Raw genomic sequence first — 18996 nt, 5'->3', positions numbered from 1 at the left:
TTCAGCCGGTCAGGTCCCGGCGGCGCAGCCCGGCGAGGCCCGCCGCCACCAGTACCGCGGCGATCAGGGTCAGCACCAGCACCGGCCCCCACGCCATCTCCGCACCCGGCAGCTTCGGCACATGGCCGTAGGGAGAGAGGTCGAGCACGGCCTGCGGGACCTTCAGGGCCGGTCCGATCCAGCCGAGGAGCAGCGCCGCGCCCGCCACGCCCCACGCACCGGGCGCCAGCCGCGGAGCCCACCCGTACAGCAGCACGGCGAGGCCGCCGACCGTCCAGACGGCCGGGACCTGGACGAGGCACGCGCCGAGGACGCTGCCCGGGTCCTCCCCGTGGCCGAGGGCCAGACCCGCCCCGCCGAGCAGCAGGACGAGCGCGGCGCCCGCGAAGGCGGCCACCAGGTGGCCCGCGGCCCAGCCGAGCCGCCCCACCGCGGACGCCAGGACCGGCTCCGCGCGCTGCGAGGTCTCCTCGCCGTGCAGCCGCAGCACGGCCTGTACGACGTAGAGCGCGGCGACCATGCCGAGCAGCCCGGCCACTGTGGCGAGGAAGGCGTCGGTGACACCGGTGCTGCCGCCCATCCGCTCGATGATGTCGAGGGTGTCGCGGTTGTCGCCGACGAGGTCGGCCGCGCCCTGTGTCATCGCGCCGAGGACGGCGCCCGCGGCGAGGAACCCGGCCGACCAGCCCGCCAGGCCGCCCCGCTGCAACCGCAGGGCGAGCCCGGCCGCCGAGCGCAGCCTCCCGTGCGCGGGCCCGGGGCGGCTCGGCAGGAAGCTCATGCCGACGTCGCGCCGCCCGGCCGACGCGTACGCCACCACGGCCTGCGCGGCGACCGCCGCGGCCGGCAGCGCCGGCACCCACCAGCGCTCACCGGCGAACGCCCGGACGTGCTCCGCCCAGCCGACCGGCGAGAGCCACGTCAGCGGCGAGGCACCGCCGCCGGTCCCCGCGTCGCCCGCCGCCCGCAGCACGAACGCGGCGCCGAGCAGCGCCGCCGTCACGCCCCGGGCGAGCCGCGCGCCCTGCGTGAACTGCGCGACGACCGCCGCCGTCGCGGCGAAGACCAACCCGGTGCCGCCGACGGCGAGTCCGAACGCGAACGCCCCCGCCGCGCCCTGCGCCGCGAGCCCGGCCGTCAGCAGCAGGACCAGGACGCCGTCGGCCACCGCCGCCGCGAGCAGCGCCGCGGTCAGCGGGGCGTGGCGCCCGACCACCGCCGCGCGGACCAGCTCCTGGCGGCCGCTCTCCTCCTCGTCCCGGGTGTGCCGCACCACGACGAGCAGGCTCATGACGGCGGCGAGCACCGCGGCGAACGTGCCGACGCGCCAGGCCGTCAGCGCGCCCAGGGAGTCGCCGAGGACCGGCCCGTACATGGCGCGCATCGCACCGTTGGTGTTCATGGTGCGCAGCAGTTCGGCGCGGTCGGCCGGGGTGTCGTAGACGCCGCGCAGCGAACCCGGCATGGACAGCACCAGGGCCGCGACGACGGCGACCCACACGGGGACGAGCACGCGGTCCCGGCGCAGCGCGAGCCGCAGCAGGGTTCCGGTGCCCGCGAGGTGCCGGCCGCCGCCGGTCCCGGCCGCGGCACGGGGCCGGGCGGGCGCGAGGGCGGTCATCGGGCCACCGCCCGGTCCCGCGGGTGCCGGTCGTGCCCGGCGGCGGGCGCCTCGTCCTGGTAGTGCCGCAGGAACAGCTCCTCCAGGGTCGGCGGCGTGCTGGTCAGCGCCCGCACCCCGGCTGCCGTCAGGGTGCGCAGCACGGCGTCGAGCCCGGCGGCGTCGACCTGGAGCCGGACCCGGCCGTCCCGGACGTCGGCGTCGTGCACGCCCGGCAGCCCGGCCAACTCCCCGGGCGGGGAAGCGAGTTCGGCGGTGACGGTGGTCCGCGTCAGGTGCCGCAGCTCGGCGAGGGAGCCGCTCTCCACGGTCCGGCCCCTGCGGATGATGCTGACGCGGTCGCACAGCTCCTCCACCTCGCTGAGGATGTGGGAGGAGAGCAGCACGGTCTGGCCGCGCTCGCGCACCGCCTCCCGGACGCACGACCGGAAGACCTCCTCCATCAGCGGGTCGAGCCCGGAGGTCGGCTCGTCCAGGACGAGCAGGTCGACGCCGGACGCGGCGAAGGCAGCGACCAGCGCGACCTTCTGCCGGTTGCCCTTGGAGTACGTCCGGCCCTTCTTGGTCGGGTCCAGCTCGAACCGTTCGAGCAGCCGCGCCCGCCGCTGCGCGTCGAGGCCACCGCGCAGCCGCCCGTACAGGTCGATGACCTCGCCGCCGCTGAGGTTGCGCCACAGGGTGACGTCGCCGGGGACGTACGCGACCTTGCGGTGCAGTTCGACGGCGTCGGTCCAGGGGTCGCGGCCCAGGAGCTGGGCGGCACCGGAGTCGGCGCGCAGCAGACCGAGCAGGACCCGGACGGTGGTGGACTTCCCCGAGCCGTTCGGCCCGAGGAAGCCGTGCACCTCGCCGGCCGTGACATCCAGGTCGAGACCGTCAAGGGCGCGCGTCCCGCCGAACGACTTGTGCAGTCCGGAGACCGTGATTGCCTTCGTCATGTTTTTGAACGTACGGTGATTTCACAAATTTGTGAAGTTAAGGAAACGTATAAACTTCCGTGCATGGTCGACGCAGGGGAGAGGATCGGGGCATGAGCGAGGGAGCCGGGCCCGTGGGGGAGAGCGCCGAGGAGGCCGCGGCCGCCCGTTTCGTCGAGCGGTTCGCGGGCCAGCTGGTCGCGGCGGGGCTGCCCCGGATGCCCGCGCGGGTCTTCGCGGCGCTGATCTCCTCCGACGCGGGCGCGCTGACCGCGGCGCAGCTGGGGGAGCGGCTGCGGGTCAGCCCGGCGGCCGTCTCGGGCGCGGTCCGCTACCTCACGCAGGTGCACATGGTCACCCGCGAGCGGGAGCCCGGGACGCGGCGCGACCTGTTCCGGGTGCACGCGAACCAGTGGTACGAGGCGCTGGCCAGCCGCGACAGCGTCCTGAAGGGCTGGATCGACGCGCTGGCGGACGGCGTCGACAGCTTCGGCGCCGACACCGGTACCGGTCGTCGCCTCACCGAGACGCTCGCCTTCTTCGAGTTCGTCCAGAGCGAGCTGGGCGGCCTGATGGACCGCTGGCGGGACCACCGCAAGACACTCGGCCTGGACTGACCGGCCTGGGCCCGGGGGGCCGGGGGCGGCGCGGGCCCGGACCCCATCTGGACCTGCCTGCGTCTCGCCCGGAGGCCGGACAGACCTCAGGGCAGGGCCAGGCCCCACGCCGAGGCCTGGACCGTCCAGGTCCGCCGCCGGACCGGGCCGCCGACCGCCAGGTCGTCCGCCCGGTAGCGGAAGTCCGCGCCGGAGACGCTGACCGTGCGGGCCGCCGTGCGCAGCGGCGGCGCCCCCGCCGTGCGGCGGATCTCGACCCGGGCCAGGCCCGTGCCCGTGGCGGGCCCCACCGCGACGCCCTCCACCGGTTCGTCGAGGTCGACCAGGGTCACCCCGTCCGCCTCGACCCGCAGCCGGGCCGCCGCGCCGGGCTCCGGCGCCGGCGCGCGCCCGGCGCCCAGGGTGCGTACCAGCGACCGGCACGTGCGCAGCCACGGAGGTCCCACCGCGCGCGCCCCGGCGGCCGGCGCCGCCACCGGCGGGATGCGCAGGCCGCCGAGGACCACCCCGTCGCTGTCGTCGACCAGCAGGTCGAGCCGGCGCTCCGCGCCGTCCAGCGCGGCGCGCGCCGCCGCCACCGTCTGCGCGGGAATTCCGAGCGCGTGCGCGAGCGAGACCGCACCGCCCACGGGAACCATCGAGAGCACCGCCGCGGACAGCTCCCGCTCCCGGTGCAGCAGCGTCACCGCCCGCAGCAGCGCCCGGTCGTCACCGATCACCACGGGACGCCTCGCACCCCGTCTGGCCAGCGCCTTCGCGAATTCCTCCGGCCCCTCCGGCAGGCACACCTTGACCGCCGCGCCCGCACACAGCACGTCCTTGGCGATCCGCACGGACTCCCCGTCCGCACGCCGGGCGAGGGGGTCCACGAGCACCAGGACCTGCCGCGACAACCCCGCGTCCGTCCGGTCAATGGGATGGTCCAAAGCCGCCACCTCGGCCGCCCCTCGCTTCCTCGGGTAGCATCTTTGTGCAAGAGCCCCTTGCGCTATTGCGCCAGGGGCTTCGTCTATTCCGGGGCACCCCAAGGCTTACGCATACATCAGTGGCTACCGCCCCTGACCTTGGACATGCCCCGCCCGGAAGGGGTGTACGCCTGTGCCCGCACTTGTGCTGCTCGGTGCTCAGTGGGGTGACGAAGGCAAGGGAAAGGCCACCGACCTGCTCGGTGGATCCGTGGACTACGTAGTGCGCTACCAAGGCGGCAACAACGCCGGCCACACGGTCGTCGTGGGCGACCAGAAGTACGCGCTGCACCTCCTCCCTTCCGGAATCCTCTCGCCGGAGTGCACACCGGTCATCGGAAACGGTGTCGTCGTCGACCCGTCGGTCCTGCTCTCCGAGCTGAGCGGTCTGAACGAGCGCGGCGTCGACACGTCCAAGCTCCTGCTCAGCGGCAACGCGCACATCATCACGCCGTACAACGTGACCGTCGACAAGGTGACGGAACGGTTCCTCGGCAAGCGCAAGATCGGTACCACCGGGCGCGGCATCGGCCCGACCTACGCGGACAAGATCAACCGCGTCGGCATCCGCGTCCAGGACCTCTACGACGAGTCGATCCTCACCCAGAAGGTCGAAGCGGCCCTGGAGGTCAAGAACCAGCTCCTGACCAAGCTCTACAACCGGCGTGCCATCGAGGCCCAGCAGGTCGTCGAGGAGCTGCTCGGCTACGCGGAGCAGATCAAGGGCTACGTCGCCGACACCACCCTGATCCTCAACAAGGCGCTCGACGACGACAAGGTCGTGCTCTTCGAGGGCGGCCAGGGCACGCTCCTGGACATCGACCACGGCACGTACCCGTTCGTCACGTCGTCCAACCCGACCGCGGGCGGCGCCTGCACGGGCGCGGGCGTCGGGCCGACGAAGATCAGCCGCGTCATCGGCATCCTCAAGGCCTACACGACGCGTGTCGGGGCGGGCCCGTTCCCGACCGAGCTGTTCGACGACGACGGTGAGGCGCTGCGCCGCATCGGCGGCGAGCGCGGTGTCACCACCGGCCGCGACCGCCGCTGCGGCTGGTTCGACGCGGTGATCGCCCGCTACGCGACCCGCGTCAACGGCCTCACCGACTTCTTCCTCACCAAGCTCGACGTCCTCACCGGCTGGGAGCAGATCCCGGTCTGCGTCGCCTACGAGATCGACGGCGAGCGCGTCGAGGAGCTGCCGTACTCGCAGTCCGACTTCCACCACGCGAAGCCGGTCTACGAGTACCTGCCGGGCTGGTCCGAGGACATCACGCAGGCCAAGACCTTCGGCGACCTGCCGAAGAACGCGCAGGCGTACGTCAAGGCGCTGGAGGAGATGTCCGGCGCCCCGATCTCGGCCATCGGCGTCGGCCCCGGCCGCGACGAGACGATCGAGATCAACTCCTTCCTGTAGGCCACCGGCCCGCGGGCGGCCCCGTCCGCCCCACGCCTGCCGCGCCTGCCGCGCCCCGGTCCGCTCTCGCGGGCCGGGGCGCGGCGCGTTCACTCCGACTTGTCGTAGGTCAGGACCTGCTCCTTGCCGGCCGAGTCGGTCATGACGCGGCGCAGCTGCCCCGAGGACAGGTAGGTGATCGTGCTCGGCTTGCCGGGGGTGCAGGCGGACGGCGGCTGGGCGACCACCGGGTCGGTGCCGCCGATCCGCAGCGTGGAGTCGGTCGCCGAGCTGAGCGTGCCCTGGAAGACGCAGTGGTAGGACTCGCCGTTGTTCTGCGTGCCGTCGGCCGTCATCGAGAGCACCGTGTCCCCGGTGGCGCCCTGCTGGAGGACGATGCGGCGCGGGTGGTGCCCCCGCGCGTTGTCGATCGCGCTCGTCCACGTGCCCAGGAACTTCGTGGGGACCTCGCCCGCCGTGGTCTGCGGGGAGCTCTCCGGCGGGGTGGAGGGCGGCTGCGAGGGCCCCGGTGAGTCGGGTCCCGGCCCGACCGGCGCCGTGGTCGACGGCGCCGGGGACGGCGAGCCGCTCTGGGACGTCGAGCCGGACGTGCCGTCGTCCTTCATCAGGGCGTAGACCGAACCGCCCGCGCCGAGCGCCACTATCACCGCGACGACGATCAGCGCCGCCGAGGAGCGCCCCTGGCGCCGCGGCTCCGGCTGCGGCGCGACGAGCGGCACCACCCCGGGGCCGTACGGCGGGGTGTGGCCCCAGCCGCCCTGCGGATAGCCGTACCCGGGCGGTGGAGCCTGGTGCGGGTAGCCGTACCCGGACGGGTCGGGGGCGGGGCGGGCGGGCGGCAGCGCGGGCCGGGCGAGCGGGCCCGGGGCCGGCGGCGCCTGCGCCTCCTGGCCGACGACCATCGTGGGCAGGTGGTTGAGCTGGGCGCCGCCGGGCGCGCCGGGCGGGGGCGGCGCCGAGCCGGACTCCACCGCCGCCGCGGCCGCGGCGGCCGCCGCCGGCTCGGCCCGGGGCTCCGGCGGCGCGGCCGGGGCGGGCCCGGGCGCCGGCGCGGGGTCCTCGCGGTCCAGCAGCTGCACCGCGTGCCGGCCCAGCTGGGCCACGAGCGCGCCCGGCAGCCACGGGTCGCGGGTGCGGCCGCCGTCGCCCAGGGTGTCCTCGGCGCCGGTGCGCTCCAGGATCTCCGCCAGCGACGGCCGCGCCGTCGGGTCCTTGCGCAGGCAGTCCCGGACCAGCTCCTGGAGCCCCTCCGGCAGCGCGGCGAGGTCCGGCTCCTCCTGGGCGATGCGGAACATCAGGGCGTGCACCCCGCTGTTCGACGTGCCGAAGGGCAGCGCGCCCGTCGCCGCGTACGCCAGCACCGAGCCCAGGCAGAACACGTCGCAGGCCGGGGTGATCCGGTCGCCGCGCACCTGCTCGGGCGCCATGAAGCCGGGCGAGCCGACGAGCGCGCCCGTGCGGGTCAGACCGCCGTCGGTGACGGTCTCCAGGGCGCGCGCGATGCCGAAGTCGATGACGCGCGGGCCGTCGATCGTGACCAGCACGTTCGACGGCTTCAGATCGCGGTGGATCAGCCCCGCCGCGTGGATGTCCTGGAGCGCCTGCGTGAGCCCCGCCGCGAGGATGCGCACGGACCGCTCCGGCAGCGCGCCGTAGTCGTGCGAGACGACCTGCTGGAGGGCCGGGCCCGCCACGTACCCCGTCGCCACCCAGGGGATCTCCGCGTCCGTGTCCGCGTCGAGCACCGGCGCCGTCCAGGCACCGCCGACCCGCCGCGCGGCCTGCACCTCCTGCCGGAAGCGGGACCGGAACTCCTCCTGCTCGGCCAGCTCCTGCCGGACCACCTTCACCGCGACGGTGCGCCCGCGCTCGGAACGCGCCAGATACACCTCACCCATCCCGCCCGCGCCGAGCCGTCCCAGCAGCCGGTACGCGCCGATGCTTCCCTCGGGCCTCTCCATGTCGCGTCACCCTCCCCCGTAAGTGCCCAACAGCCTGAGAATAGTGCGGACTTACGACAGAGAGGACATGACTGGCTTCTACGGTTCCGTAACGGGTGCGCGGGGCCGCGGCGCGCCGCGTGGTGCGGACTCCCGGCCGGGGCGACAGGGTGTCGCGTTCGGCGCCGTCCCACAGACAGGACGCCGATGGTGCCGCGGGAGCCGCCGCCTTTACCCTCGGGCCCATGACCCCTCAGCCGAATCCCCAGGTCGGCGCCGCCGTGAAGGCCGCGGACCGCGCACATGTGTTCCACTCCTGGTCCGCACAGGAGCTCATCGACCCGCTCGCCGTCGCCGGCGCCGAAGGCTCGTACTTCTGGGACTACGACGGCAACCGCTACCTCGACTTCTCCTCCGGGCTCGTCTACACGAACATCGGGTACCAGCACCCGAAGGTCGTCGCCGCGATCCAGGAGCAGGCCGCGACGATGACGACGTTCGCGCCCGCCTTCGCCGTCGAGGCGCGCTCCGAGGCCGCACGCCTCATCGCCGCGCGCACCCCCGGCGACCTCGACAAGATCTTCTTCACCAACGGCGGCGCGGACGCCGTCGAGCACGCCCTGCGGATGGCCCGCCTGCACACGGGCCGCCCGAAGGTCCTCTCCGCCTACCGCTCGTACCACGGCGGCACCCAGCAGGCCGTGAACGTCACGGGCGACCCGCGCCGCTGGGCCAACGACACCGGGACCGCGGGCGTCGTCCGCTTCTGGGCCCCCTTCCTGTACCGCTCCCGCTTCTACGCGCGGACGCAGGAGGAGGAGTGCGCCCGCGCCCTGGAGCACCTGGAAGCCACCATCCAGTTCGAGGGCCCCGCGACGATCGCCGCGATCATCCTGGAGACGGTCCCGGGCACGGCCGGCATCATGCTGCCGCCCGAGGGCTACCTCGCCGGGGTCCGCGAGCTGTGCGACCGGTACGGCATCGTCTTCGTCCTCGACGAGGTCATGGCGGGCTTCGGCCGCACCGGCAGCTGGTTCGCGGCCGACCTGTACGGCGTCACGCCCGACCTGCTGACCTTCGCCAAGGGCGTGAACTCCGGGTACGTGCCGCTGGGCGGCGTCGCGATCTCCGGCGCGATCGCCGAGACGTTCGCGAGGCGCCCCTACCCCGGCGGCCTCACCTACTCCGGGCACCCGCTGGCCTGCGCCGCCGCCGTCGCCACCCTCACCGTGATGGAGGAGGAGGGCATCGTCGCGCACGCCGCGAAGCTGGGCGCCGAGGTCATCGAGCCCGCGCTGCGCGAGCTGGCCGAGCGGCACCCGTCCGTGGGCGAGGTGCGCGGCACCGGCATGTTCTGGGCGCTCGACCTCGTCCGGGACCGGCAGACGCGGGAGCCGCTGGTGCCCTACAACGCGGCGGGGGAGGCGAACGCGCCGATGGCCGCGTTCGCCGCCGCCGCGAAGAAGCAGGGCCTGTGGCCCTTCGTGAACATGAACCGCACGCACGTCGTGCCCCCGCTGAACATCACGGAGGCCGAGGCCAAGGAGGGCCTGGCCGCGCTGGACGTGGCGCTGGGCGTCGCGGACGAGCACGTGGCGTAACCGGAGGACGGGGCGGCGTGCGCCGGGGCCGGAAGGCGCCCGCGCACGCCGCTGCCGGCTCAGCTGAAGATGATCATCGAGCCCTGGGCCAGGCTGCGGGTCGCGGCCTGGTGCAGCCCCAGCCAGACGTGCCGCTCCCGGGCGAAGGGGCCCGCGTCCGCCGGGACCGACGCGGCCGGTTCCTCCAGGGAGGTCGGCGCGGCGGGCGGCGACGGGGGCCGGGGCGGGTTGGCCGGGTCTATCCCGATGGCGGGCGCCACGTACTCCAGCTCGCGCAGCAGCGCGTGGGAGGAGCCCAACGGGCCGCCGCCCTCCAGGAGTTCGTCGTTGGACAGCGGCGCGGGGAAGTCCACGGGGACGTAGGCGCCCGCGTGGTCGTAGTGCCACACCAGATGCGAGCTCTGCGCCGTCGGCTCGAACATCTCCAGCAACTGCTCGTAGTCTCCGCCCAGTTCGTCCACCGGCGTGACGGCGAGCCCGCACATCTGCAGCAGGTACGCCCGGCGCAGGAAGTGCAGCGCGTCGTAGTCGAACCCCGCGACCGGCGCCACGTCGCCGGAGAGCCCCGGCATGTACGCGTAGACCGGTACCGGGGGCAGGCCTGCCGCGTGCAACGCCTTGTCGTAGAGCGCGAGTTCCTCGGCGAAGGGGTTGTCGGGGCTGTGGCACAGCACGTCGACGAGGGGGACGAGCCACAGGTCACAGGCCAAGGGGGCTCCTTAGGGCTCCGAGTGTGCGGCGGGCTTTTGGCGTACGCCAGCGTAATGCGCACGGGCGCCGCGCAGCCCTGTCTTGCCGGGCCCGGCCGGGGCCGCGGCCGTCAGGCCGGCCGCTCGCCCGCGAGGCGCTCGATCAGCCGCAGCGAGTCGCTGTTGTACGCGGCGACGATCGCGTGCGCGGCGTGCGCGTCCTGGCGGGCCAGCGCGTCCACCAGGTCGCAGTGGCCCGACCAGAGGGTGCCGCGCAGGTCGCCGCAGCGGCGCAGGTAGGGGACCGCGCACATCCAGGACTGGACGCGCAGCCGGTGGAAGAAGTCGGAGAGGTAGGCGTTGCCGAAGAGCACCGAGAGTTCGCGCCAGAACCGCAGGTCGTAGCCGATCAGCACGGTCAGGTCGCCGGCCGCGGCGGCGCGGGCCGCCTCCTCGCCGCGGCGCCGCACCCCGGCGAGGGCCACCGGCAGCCGCGGGTCCGCCGCCTCGGACAGGCCCCGGAAGATGCCGTCGGCGACGAGGCTGCGGGCCTCGATCATCGCGCGGTAGTCCGCGAGGGAGTACTCGTGCACCCGGAAGCCGCGGTGCTCGGCGGAGTCCAGCAGCCCCTTCGCGGTGAGGTCGACCAGCGCCTCGCGGACCGGCGTCGCCGACACCCCGTACCCCTCGGCGATCTCCTTGACGGTGAACTCCTGGCCGGGGCAGAGCCGGCCGGCCAGGATCTCGTCGCGCAGCGCGTCCGCGATCTGCCGGCGCAGGGTGTTGCGGGTGACGGCGGGTCCGTCGAAGGCGGGCACGATCGGGTCCCCCGGGTCGGCTGGCGGTCTCTCCTGCCCGCACCCTATGCCTCCGACGCCCCGGCGCGGTCGGACGTCCCTGGGCCCGGAGGGCTACCGCGGCTCCGGTGGGCGTTGGCGGGGCATGTTCGGGCGGGTCGGCGGGGGAAGGGGGAAGCGGCCCTGCGGGGGCTCCGGGGGGCGGGCCGGGGAGGGGACGGCGGCCTGCATGGTCAGCGGCGCCGGGCCGGAGCGGAACTCCACCATCCAGTCCGCGGTCTCGGCCCGCACCAGCTCCGTGACGTCCTCCGAGAAGCGGCGCAGCACCGACAGGCACCGCTCGGCGGCCTCGCTCGCCGTGCCGTCCGTCGGCCCGAGGACCTCGCGGACGCACTCCGACGCCCAGTCGAACTGCAGCACCTGGAGCCGTCGTTGCACCGCCTGCGCGGTGGCCACGTCCCGCATCCAGCCGGAGGTCAGACCGAAGTGGCGGTCGCAGCCCACGCAGGCCACCGCCACGAGTAAGGCGAGGTACCCCCAGGGGGCCGCGCCGCCCACCACCCCCGCCAGGTCGAGCAGCGGCAGCACCGCCCCGGCGGCCGCCCCGGCCACGGTCCCGGCGCGCAGCGCCCGCGCGCCGTGCCGCTTCCACCGCCGGTCGGCGAGGTACCAGCCGGCGGTCCGCAGGGCCCCGCCCTCCACCCACCGGTACAGCTCGTCGAGCCGCTCGGCGGGCTCGGCCCAGTCGCCGAGCGGGAACGCGCGCCCCGTGAGGTCGTCCGAGGAGCTGTGGCCCTCGCCCTGCCCCTCCTGGGGCGGTCCTTCGGGCTGCATCTCCGGCTGACTCACCCGGCACTCCCTCGACTGGTCACGGACGGTTACGGACGGTTACGGATGGGGCTGAACGTGCAGCATCTTCCTACCGCCCAATGGGTGGCCAAGCTCCCGTTTTCACGGCTTTTCCGCCCAGACGTGGGCCCTCATCAGGTATAGGAAAGCGGCGCATCTCACTCGAAAGAGTGCAGTGCGAGGTGCCGGGGCGGGCGCCCCCCGGACCACGTAGGCTCGTTTCATGGGCGCGGCCCCGCGAACGACCTCGCGGCCGGGCCCGCGCGGGCCCGCGTCACGGCGCGGACCGATACCCGACAGACGTCGTACGACGTACGCGACGAATCCGGAACAGGAGCTGATCGTGATCCCCGGTGGTGGCCAGCCCAACATGCAGCAGCTGCTCCAGCAGGCCCAGAAGATGCAGCAGGACCTCGCGGCGGCCCAGGAGGAGCTCGCGCGCACCGAGGTCGAGGGCCAGGCGGGCGGCGGACTCGTCAAGGCGACGGTGACCGGCTCCGGCGAGCTGCGCGGCCTGGTCATCGACCCGAAGGCGGTCGACCCGGAGGACACCGAGACCCTCGCCGACCTGGTGGTCGCGGCGGTCCAGGCGGCCAACGAGAACGCGCAGGAACTCCAGCAGCACAAGCTCGGCCCGCTCACCCAGGGCCTGGGCGGCGGCAGCGGCATCCCGGGCCTCCCCTTCTAGGCCCGGCCCCGACTACCGTACGTACCAGGCACCCGGAGCAGCACTTACGGAAGGCGTTCGACCCGTGTACGAAGGCGTGGTCCAGGACCTCATCGACGAGCTGGGCAGACTGCCCGGCGTCGGTCCCAAGAGCGCGCAGCGGATCGCCTTCCACATCCTGCAGGCGGAGCCCACCGACGTACGGCGGCTCGCGCAGGCGCTGATGGAGGTCAAGGCGAAGGTCCGCTTCTGCGCGACGTGCGGGAACGTGGCGCAGGAGGAGCTGTGCAACATCTGCCGCGACCCGCGCCGCGACCTCAGCGTCATCTGTGTCGTCGAGGAACCCAAGGACGTCGTCGCCATCGAGCGCACGCGTGAGTTCCGCGGCAAGTACCACGTGCTCGGCGGCGCCATCAGCCCGATCGAGGGCGTGGGCCCGGACGACCTGCGTATACGAGAACTTCTCGCGCGGTTGGCCGACGGGACGGTCACGGAGCTCATCCTGGCCACCGACCCGAACCTGGAGGGCGAGGCCACGGCGACGTACCTCGCCCGCATGATCAAGCCCATGGGCCTCAAGGTCACCCGCCTGGCCAGCGGCCTCCCCGTCGGGGGCGACCTGGAGTACGCGGACGAGGTGACCCTCGGCCGGGCCTTCGAGGGGAGACGACTCCTAGATGTCTGACGCCAAGCTGCACGCCACCGCTCAGGACCCGGACGACTTCGCGGTCCAGATCTCGGACCAGATCGAGTCCTTCATCGTCGCGGTCACGGAGATCGCCAAGGGCGACGAGCCGGACTCGGCGATCCCGTTCCTGCTCCTGGAGGTCTCCCAGCTGATGCTCGCGGGCGGCCGGCTCGGCGCGCACGAGGACATCGTCCCGGACGAGCGCTACGAGCCGGACCTCGGCCCGGAGCTGGACGTGGACGAGCTGCGCGAGCGGCTCGCGCGGATGCTCGCGCCGGTCGACGTGTACTCCGAGGTCTTCGACCCCTACGAGCCCCGCAAGCCCCGGGTCGCGGCCCGGATCTCCGACGACCTGACCGACGTCGTCGCCGACCTGCGCCACGGCATGGCCCACTACCGCGCGGGCCGGGTCACCGAGGCGCTGTGGTGGTGGCAGTTCTCGTACTTCTCGAACTGGGGCTCCACCGCCTCCGCGACGCTGCGCGCCCTGCAGTCCCTGGTGGCGCACGTGCGGCTGAACCAGCCCCTGGACGACCTGGACGGCCTGGACACGGACGAGGACCTCGCCCGCACCGAGGACACCCTGGCCGAGGAGGCGGGCCAGGTCATGGTGGAGGAGATCGCGGGCCCGCTGGGGCTGCGCCCCGTCAAATGACCCCGGGCAGGGCGGAGCGCGGGCGCACGTGACCTGCCCCACTTTCCGGTTGCCCCGGTCCGCGTCGGGCATGTGCTTGATCGGGCGGCCGGACCTTCCGACGCACCTCGGTGATCACTTCGTGAGCGGGACATCTCATGATGCGGTACGGCCGGGGCGGAATTCGGCCGCTCGTTAAACTGAGCCGACCGCAGTACGCGTACGTAGTGCGGTGACAGACGGACTGAGCGAGGAGCGCACGTGGGCCTTGTCGTGCAGAAGTACGGAGGCTCCTCCGTAGCCGATGCCGAGGGCATCAAGCGGGTCGCCAAGCGCGTGGTGGACGCCAAGAAGAACGGCAACCAGGTGGTTGTCGTGGTGTCCGCGATGGGCGACACGACGGATGAGTTGATCGATCTCGCCGAGCAGGTATCCCCGATCCCTGCCGGGCGCGAATTCGACATGCTGCTGACCGCCGGGGAGCGGATCTCCATGGCCCTGCTGGCCATGGCGATCAAAGCCCTGGGCCACGAGGCCCAGTCGTTCACGGGCAGCCAGGCCGGCGTCATCACCGACTCGGTCCACAACAAGGCCCGGATCATCGACGTCACGCCGGGGCGCATCCGGACCTCCATCGAAGAGGGCAACATCGCCATCGTCGCGGGGTTCCAGGGCGTCAGCCAGGAGGGCAAGAACATCACGACCCTCGGTCGTGGCGGGTCCGACACGACCGCCGTCGCGCTGGCCGCCGCGCTCGACGCCGAGGTCTGCGAGATCTACACCGACGTCGACGGCGTGTTCACCGCCGACCCGCGCGTCGTGAAGAAGGCGCGGAAGATCGACTGGATCTCCTTCGAGGACATGCTGGAGCTCGCCAGCTCCGGGTCGAAGGTGCTGCTCCACCGCTGTGTGGAGTACGCCCGCCGGTACAACATCCCGATCCACGTGCGCTCCAGCTTCAGCGGCTTGCAGGGCACCTGGGTCAGCAACGAGCCGATCGAGAAGAAGCAGCAAGGGGACAGGGCCGTGGAGCAGGCGATCATCTCCGGTGTCGCGCACGACACCTCCGAGGCCAAGATCACCGTGGTGGGCGTGCCGGACAAGCCGGGCGAGGCCGCGAAGATCTTCCGCGCCGTCGCGGACGCCGCGATCAACCTCGACATGATCGTCCAGAACGTGTCGGCGGCGTCGACCGGGCTGACCGACATCTCCTTCACGCTGCCCAAGACCGAGGGCCGCAAGGCGATCGACGCCCTGGAGCGGATCAAGCCCAGCGTCGGCTTCGATTCGCTGCGCTACGACGACCAGATCGCCAAGATCTCGCTGGTCGGCGCCGGTATGAAGACGAACCCCGGGGTCACGGCCGGGTTCTTCGAGGCGCTCACCGACGCGGGCGTCAACATCGAGCTGATCTCCACCTCCGAGATCCGCATCTCCGTGGTGACGCGGGCCGACGACGTGAACGAGGCCGTGCGCGCCGTGCACTCCGCCTTCGGGCTCGACTCGGACTCCGACGAGGCCGTGGTCTACGGAGGCACCGGCCGCTGATGGCCCCGAACTCCGCAGGGCGTCCGACGCTCGCGGTCGTGGGAGCGACCGGGAGCGTCGGCGCGGTGCTGCTGCAGATCCTGTCGCAGCACGCCGACATCTGGGGCGAGATCCGGCTCGTCGCCTCCCCGCGCTCGGCGGGGCGCAAGCTCACCCTGCGCGGCGCCGAGGTCGAGGTGGTGGCCCTGGAGGAGTCCGTCTTCGACGGGGTCGACGTCGCCATGTTCGACGTGCCCGACGAGGTCGCGGCCGCGTGGGCGCCGGTCGCCGCGGCCAAGGGCGTCGTGGTCGTGGACAACTCGGCCGCCTTCCGGATGGACCCGGAGGTGCCGCTGGTCGTCCCCGAGGTCAATCCGCACGCCGCGCGTGTGCGCCCGCGCGGCATCATCTCCAGCGCCAACTGCACGACCCTGTCGATGATCGTGGCCGTGGGCGCGCTGCACGCCGAGTTCGGCCTGAGCGAGCTGGTCGTCTCCAGCTACCAGGCGGTGAGCGGCGCGGGCCGCGCCGGCGTGGAGACCCTGCGCGCCCAGCTCTCCCTGGTCGCCGGCACGGAGCTGGGGACCAGCCCCGGTGACGTGCGCCGGGCCGTCGGCGACCGGACCGGGCCCTTCCCCGAGCCCGTCGCGCTGAACGTCGTGCCGTGGGCCGGCTCGCTGCGCGCGGACGGCTGGTCCTCGGAGGAGATGAAGGTGCGGGACGAGACCCGCAAGATCCTCGGTCTGCCGCATCTGCCGGTGGCCGTCACCTGTGTGCGGGTCCCGGTCGTCACGACGCACTCCGCCACCGTCCACGCCCGCTTCCAGAGCGAGGTCACCGTGGACAAGGCCCGCGAGATCCTCGCGACCGCGCCCGGCGTCGTCCTCTTCGACAATCCGGCCGCGGGCGAGTTCCCCACGCCCGCCGACGCGGTCGGCACCGACCCGACGTGGGTCGGCCGGGTGCGGCGCTCACTCGACGACCCGGCGGGGCTCGAACTCTTCGTCTGCGGGGACAATCTCCGCAAAGGCGCCGCCCTGAACACGGCGCAGATCGCGGAGCTGGTCGCCGCCGAACTCACCGGCTCCTGACACCTGTAAGTGATCTACGCCTCTCCGGACGTCCGTCTGCCGGGCACCCCCTTCCCATATTCGGATTGACTCGTAGGATCTGTGAGAGTTCTGTGAGGGCAGTGGTCCACACCACTGCCCCGACTGCTGGAACCGAACCGCTGATCGTTCGAGGATTCGCTCCCCGTCCTGCAACCGCACGCAGGGCGGGGAGCGTCTCTGCGGTCGTCTTCGGGGGGCGCGCGGTCGCCGCCGGGCGGTGAACCGGACGCAGAGGGCAATTGGGGCTTAGGGGAAGAGCAGGTACGCATGTCGGCATTTGACGGGTCGTCATCGGTGGGGATGGCGAGAACTGTCGCAAATGGTTCGTCCGACGCGTACAACCCTGACGGGGGGAAGCGTGTCCAACAGGCGTGGCAGAGGTACTCGACTTCACAGCGGTACAGGCGAGAGGCGCGGCGTTGCGGCCCCCCCTCTCGCCCCTCGGGGCGCGTCGTCCCCGCGGGGGCGCGGCCGGCGGCATGCCGGTGATCGCCCCCATGCCCGCGGCGCTTCCGGCGCAGGCACAGGGCGTTGAGGACGTGACGGCGGCCGGCACGACAGTCGATCACCTCACCGAGACGTACCGCGCCCACTACCGCTCCCTGCTGGGGCTCGCGGCGCTCCTCCTCGACGACACCGCCTCCTGCGAGGACGTCGTCCAGGAGGCGTTCATCCGCGTGCACTCGGCGCGCAAGCGCGTCCGCGACCCCGAGAAGACGCTGGCGTACCTGCGCCAGACCGTCGTCAACCTCTCGCGGTCCACGCTGCGCCGCCGCATCCTCGGGCTGAAGCTCCTCACCAAGCCGATGCCCGACATGGCGAGCGCGGAGGAGGGCGCGTACGACCTGCTGGAGCGGGACGCCCTGAAGGCGGCCCTGCGCGGCCTTCAGCGGCGCCAGCGCGAGGTCCTCGTGATGCGGTACTTCGCCGACATGACCGAGGCGCAGGTCGCCGACGCGCTCGGGATATCCCTGGGCTCCGTGAAGGCGTACGGTTCCCGCGGGATCGCGGCGCTGCGCATCGCCATGGAGGCACCGGTATGAGCGCCGGGAGCCACGGGCCGCACGAGCGGTCCGGCAAGCACGAGCAGGACGAGCACGCTGGGAACGAAACTGTGAACGACGGACCCCGTCGTCCGGCCGATGCGGCGGCCGACGACGAGCTGGAACTGCGGCGCCTGATGCGCCAGGCCGTCGCCGAGATCGCCCCCTCGGACGAGGCCCTGGACCATCTGCGCCGGGCGGTGCCCGCCCGCCGGGCCCGGAAGCGGCAGGCCGTCGTCGGCGCCGTCGCCGCCGGGGTGTTCGTGGCGATGGCGGTCCCCGCGGTGCTGCACGTGGCGAACAACGACTCCTCCGACCGGCCCTCCATCGCCGGCCACAGTGAGGCGACGCACGGCGGTACCGGCGCCGATGAGCCGGACGGCGGTGGCGGCAAGCACTCCGGAGGCACTCCGTCCCACGCCGAGGACAAGGGCGAGGACGGCAAGAAGGACAAGGACGCGGACGGCAAGGAGAAGGGCGCGGGCGGCGGCGCCACCGGCGGCCCCGGCCCCGCGTCCACGGCCGCCGCTAGCTCCCCGAGCTGCGACGCGAGCGATCTGAGCCGGGCGGTGGCGAGCGTCGGCCAGCCCGACGCCAGCGGCACGGTCTACGGCTCGTTCCGCGTGTCGAACGGCTCGGCGGGCAACTGCACGGTCGACAACCCCGGCAGCGTGGTCACCATCGCCGAGGGCGCGGCCGACCCGACCCGGGTCACCGTCGTCGACCACACGGCGGGCGACCGGGCGACCGGCCTGCCCGACCCCTCGACCGAGCCGGGCCAGCTGATCCTGGAGCCCGGCATGGCCTACGAGGTGCGGTTCGCCTGGGTGCCGTCGGCGACCTGCCCGGCGGCGGGCGGCACCACCGGGGGCACCGGCGGCCCGGAGACCCCCGTACCGACACCCTCCGACTCCACGGGCACCTCGGACGAGACCGCCACGGCCGACTCCGGCCTGTCGGCGCAGCTCGGCACCGAGGACCCGACGGAGGACGGCAGCGTGGTCGTGTCGCACACCGCGGAGCCCGGGGCGCCGAGCGCCGCCGCGACCATCCCGGACGCGTGCGCGGGGACCGTGTACCGCACGGGCGTCCTGCCGGCCTCCTGAGGGCGTGTGCCGAAAGTCCCGCCCGGTCAGGCCGTCTCTTCGGTGAGCCCCAGCTCCGCGTCGCGCAGGGCCTCGGCCTCCCGGCGCACGAGGCGGAACCACATGAAGAGCACGAAGCCCGCGAAGACGAACCACTCACCGGTGTAGCCGAGGTTCTGGAACGCCTTCAGATCGAGACCGCTGCCCTGCGGCGTGCCGGCCGGGACCGGTGTCATCGGCGCGTCCGCCCGGTCGAGCGTGACCCACGCGTCGTACACGTCGTACGGCACCTTGTTCACCAGGGACGCCGCGCTGATCATGCCGAGCTGGCCCGTGGGCAGGCCGCCCGCCGTGCTCACCCCGTCGGACCCGGCCGACTCCGAGGCCTGGAGCGCGCCGACCACCGTGACCTCGCCCTTCGGCGGGGCGGGCGCCTTCGCGGCGGAGGCCGCGCCGGGCAGCCAGCCGCGCAGCACCGGCAGCGCCTTGCCGGTGCCGTCGACCTTCAGGAGCGTCACGACGTAGAAGCCGGTGCGCCGGTCGAGGTCACGGTCGGGCACCAGGAACTGCTTGTCGTAGCGGCCGGTGGCCTGCGTGCGCTTGCCGGAGGTGTTCTGGTCCACGGGCAGGACCGAGGCGAGCGGCTCGGCGTCCGCCTTCTCGTTCGCCGCCGTCCGCTCGCTCACCTCGTGGTGGTCCTGCACCCGGTCCTCGAAGCGGCTGAGCTGCCACGAGCCCATGAAGACGCAGACGGGGACCGCCAGCAGGACGAAGATGTTGATCCCCCACCAGCGGGGAGTCAGCAGGAACCGGTACACACCCCCACG

The 18996-nt window shown here is 73.3% G+C and carries 18 protein-coding genes; 10 read left to right on the top strand and 8 right to left on the bottom strand.

Going from position 1 to position 18996, the window contains the following annotated elements; translation table 11 throughout:
- Window position 1: 1 nt before the first annotated feature.
- Together ACIBW6_RS15150 and ACIBW6_RS15145 are read right to left on the bottom strand one after the other, a co-directional pair.
- Window positions 2–1621 (bottom strand): ABC transporter permease, encoded by a 1620-nt coding sequence (locus ACIBW6_RS15150; RefSeq protein WP_399059756.1) that lies wholly within the window; start codon window positions 1619–1621, stop codon window positions 2–4.
- Window positions 1618–2559 (bottom strand): ATP-binding cassette domain-containing protein, encoded by a 942-nt coding sequence (locus ACIBW6_RS15145; protein ID WP_399059755.1) that lies wholly within the window; start codon window positions 2557–2559, stop codon window positions 1618–1620. Before ACIBW6_RS15145 ends, ACIBW6_RS15150 begins: the two co-directional genes overlap by 4 nt.
- A gap of 92 nt (window positions 2560–2651) precedes the next feature.
- Here ACIBW6_RS15145 and ACIBW6_RS15140 point away from each other — a divergent pair, with 92 nt between their 5' ends.
- On the top strand, window positions 2652–3155 hold the full coding sequence (locus ACIBW6_RS15140) for a GbsR/MarR family transcriptional regulator (protein WP_399059753.1): 504 nt from the start codon (window positions 2652–2654) through the stop codon (window positions 3153–3155).
- Window positions 3156–3241: 86 nt separating this feature from the next.
- On the opposite strand, the gene ACIBW6_RS15135 is transcribed toward ACIBW6_RS15140, so the two are convergent.
- Window positions 3242–4081: a diacylglycerol kinase gene (locus ACIBW6_RS15135; protein ID WP_399059752.1), complete on the bottom strand. Its 840-nt coding sequence runs from the start codon at window positions 4079–4081 to the stop codon at window positions 3242–3244.
- A gap of 172 nt (window positions 4082–4253) precedes the next feature.
- Between ACIBW6_RS15135 and ACIBW6_RS15130 the strand changes: the two genes are divergently transcribed.
- Complete coding sequence (locus ACIBW6_RS15130) at window positions 4254–5537, top strand: adenylosuccinate synthase (RefSeq protein WP_399059751.1); 1284 nt, start codon at window positions 4254–4256, stop codon at window positions 5535–5537.
- A gap of 89 nt (window positions 5538–5626) precedes the next feature.
- On the opposite strand, the gene ACIBW6_RS15125 is transcribed toward ACIBW6_RS15130, so the two are convergent.
- The gene (locus tag ACIBW6_RS15125; RefSeq protein WP_399059750.1) at window positions 5627–7498 is read right to left on the bottom strand and encodes a serine/threonine-protein kinase; all 1872 of its coding nucleotides are present in this window, start codon (window positions 7496–7498) and stop codon (window positions 5627–5629) included.
- 224 nt (window positions 7499–7722) lie between these two features.
- Here ACIBW6_RS15125 and ACIBW6_RS15120 point away from each other — a divergent pair, with 224 nt between their 5' ends.
- A complete protein-coding gene (locus ACIBW6_RS15120; protein ID WP_399059749.1) occupies window positions 7723–9078 on the top strand; it encodes an aspartate aminotransferase family protein in 1356 nt (451 codons plus the stop codon).
- Window positions 9079–9137: 59 nt separating this feature from the next.
- On the opposite strand, the gene ACIBW6_RS15115 is transcribed toward ACIBW6_RS15120, so the two are convergent.
- From ACIBW6_RS15115 to ACIBW6_RS15105, 3 genes are all read right to left on the bottom strand, one after another.
- Window positions 9138–9788: a hypothetical protein gene (locus ACIBW6_RS15115; RefSeq protein ID WP_399059748.1), complete on the bottom strand. Its 651-nt coding sequence runs from the start codon at window positions 9786–9788 to the stop codon at window positions 9138–9140.
- 110 nt (window positions 9789–9898) lie between these two features.
- Entirely contained in the window at window positions 9899–10585 is a 687-nt protein-coding gene (locus ACIBW6_RS15110) for a GntR family transcriptional regulator (RefSeq protein WP_399059747.1), read from the bottom strand.
- A gap of 93 nt (window positions 10586–10678) precedes the next feature.
- Window positions 10679–11413 (bottom strand): SLATT domain-containing protein, encoded by a 735-nt coding sequence (locus ACIBW6_RS15105; RefSeq protein WP_399059746.1) that lies wholly within the window; start codon window positions 11411–11413, stop codon window positions 10679–10681.
- Between the two features lie 343 nt (window positions 11414–11756).
- Here ACIBW6_RS15105 and ACIBW6_RS15100 point away from each other — a divergent pair, with 343 nt between their 5' ends.
- The 7 genes from ACIBW6_RS15100 to ACIBW6_RS15070 all read left to right on the top strand — a co-directional run bounded on the left by ACIBW6_RS15100 (window position 11757) and on the right by ACIBW6_RS15070 (window position 18190).
- Window positions 11757–12101 carry a YbaB/EbfC family nucleoid-associated protein gene (locus tag ACIBW6_RS15100; RefSeq protein WP_399059745.1) on the top strand — a complete coding sequence of 115 codons (345 nt, stop codon included), beginning with the start codon at window positions 11757–11759 and terminating at the stop codon, window positions 12099–12101.
- Window positions 12102–12165: 64 nt separating this feature from the next.
- Complete coding sequence (recR, locus tag ACIBW6_RS15095; RefSeq protein ID WP_018529216.1) at window positions 12166–12765, top strand: recombination mediator RecR; 600 nt, start codon at window positions 12166–12168, stop codon at window positions 12763–12765.
- Window positions 12758–13423 carry a DUF5063 domain-containing protein gene (locus ACIBW6_RS15090; RefSeq protein ID WP_399059744.1) on the top strand — a complete coding sequence of 222 codons (666 nt, stop codon included), beginning with the start codon at window positions 12758–12760 and terminating at the stop codon, window positions 13421–13423. The genes recR and ACIBW6_RS15090 overlap by 8 nt, the downstream gene beginning before the upstream one ends.
- A gap of 240 nt (window positions 13424–13663) precedes the next feature.
- A complete protein-coding gene (locus tag ACIBW6_RS15085; RefSeq protein WP_399059743.1) occupies window positions 13664–14950 on the top strand; it encodes an aspartate kinase in 1287 nt (428 codons plus the stop codon).
- Window positions 14950–16020 carry an aspartate-semialdehyde dehydrogenase gene (locus ACIBW6_RS15080; RefSeq protein ID WP_399059742.1) on the top strand — a complete coding sequence of 357 codons (1071 nt, stop codon included), beginning with the start codon at window positions 14950–14952 and terminating at the stop codon, window positions 16018–16020. Before ACIBW6_RS15085 ends, ACIBW6_RS15080 begins: the two co-directional genes overlap by 1 nt.
- A gap of 392 nt (window positions 16021–16412) precedes the next feature.
- Window positions 16413–17084, top strand: a complete 672-nt coding sequence (locus tag ACIBW6_RS15075; protein ID WP_399059741.1) for a SigE family RNA polymerase sigma factor — start codon at window positions 16413–16415, stop codon at window positions 17082–17084.
- Window positions 17081–18190 (top strand): hypothetical protein, encoded by a 1110-nt coding sequence (locus ACIBW6_RS15070; RefSeq protein ID WP_399059740.1) that lies wholly within the window; start codon window positions 17081–17083, stop codon window positions 18188–18190. The genes ACIBW6_RS15075 and ACIBW6_RS15070 overlap by 4 nt, the downstream gene beginning before the upstream one ends.
- A 26-nt stretch (window positions 18191–18216) precedes the next feature.
- Here the strand turns inward: ACIBW6_RS15070 and ACIBW6_RS15065 are convergent, their stop codons facing one another.
- Window positions 18217–18987, bottom strand: coding sequence for an SURF1 family protein (locus ACIBW6_RS15065; protein ID WP_399059739.1), 771 nt, complete (start codon window positions 18985–18987; stop codon window positions 18217–18219).
- Between the last annotated feature and the right edge of the window lie 9 nt (window positions 18988–18996).

Origin of the sequence: Streptomyces sp. NPDC049813, assembly GCF_044465085.1 — a bacterium.
Classification (GTDB): domain Bacteria; phylum Actinomycetota; class Actinomycetes; order Streptomycetales; family Streptomycetaceae; genus Streptomyces.
Note: the sequence above shows the minus strand (reverse complement) of the source record. Positions and strands in the feature narration are given on the sequence as shown.

Coding starts and splice junctions, on each gene's coding strand:
- ACIBW6_RS15145 (WP_399059755.1), bottom strand. CDS start 2,559: ATGACGAAGGCAATCACGGTCTCCGGACTGCACAAGTCGTTCGGCGGG.
- ACIBW6_RS15070 (WP_399059740.1), top strand. CDS start 17,081: ATGAGCGCCGGGAGCCACGGGCCGCACGAGCGGTCCGGCAAGCACGAG.
- ACIBW6_RS15090 (WP_399059744.1), top strand. CDS start 12,758: ATGTCTGACGCCAAGCTGCACGCCACCGCTCAGGACCCGGACGACTTC.
- ACIBW6_RS15150 (WP_399059756.1), bottom strand. CDS start 1,621: ATGACCGCCCTCGCGCCCGCCCGGCCCCGTGCCGCGGCCGGGACCGGC.
- ACIBW6_RS15140 (WP_399059753.1), top strand. CDS start 2,652: ATGAGCGAGGGAGCCGGGCCCGTGGGGGAGAGCGCCGAGGAGGCCGCG.
- ACIBW6_RS15125 (WP_399059750.1), bottom strand. CDS start 7,498: ATGGAGAGGCCCGAGGGAAGCATCGGCGCGTACCGGCTGCTGGGACGG.
- ACIBW6_RS15080 (WP_399059742.1), top strand. CDS start 14,950: ATGGCCCCGAACTCCGCAGGGCGTCCGACGCTCGCGGTCGTGGGAGCG.
- ACIBW6_RS15120 (WP_399059749.1), top strand. CDS start 7,723: ATGACCCCTCAGCCGAATCCCCAGGTCGGCGCCGCCGTGAAGGCCGCG.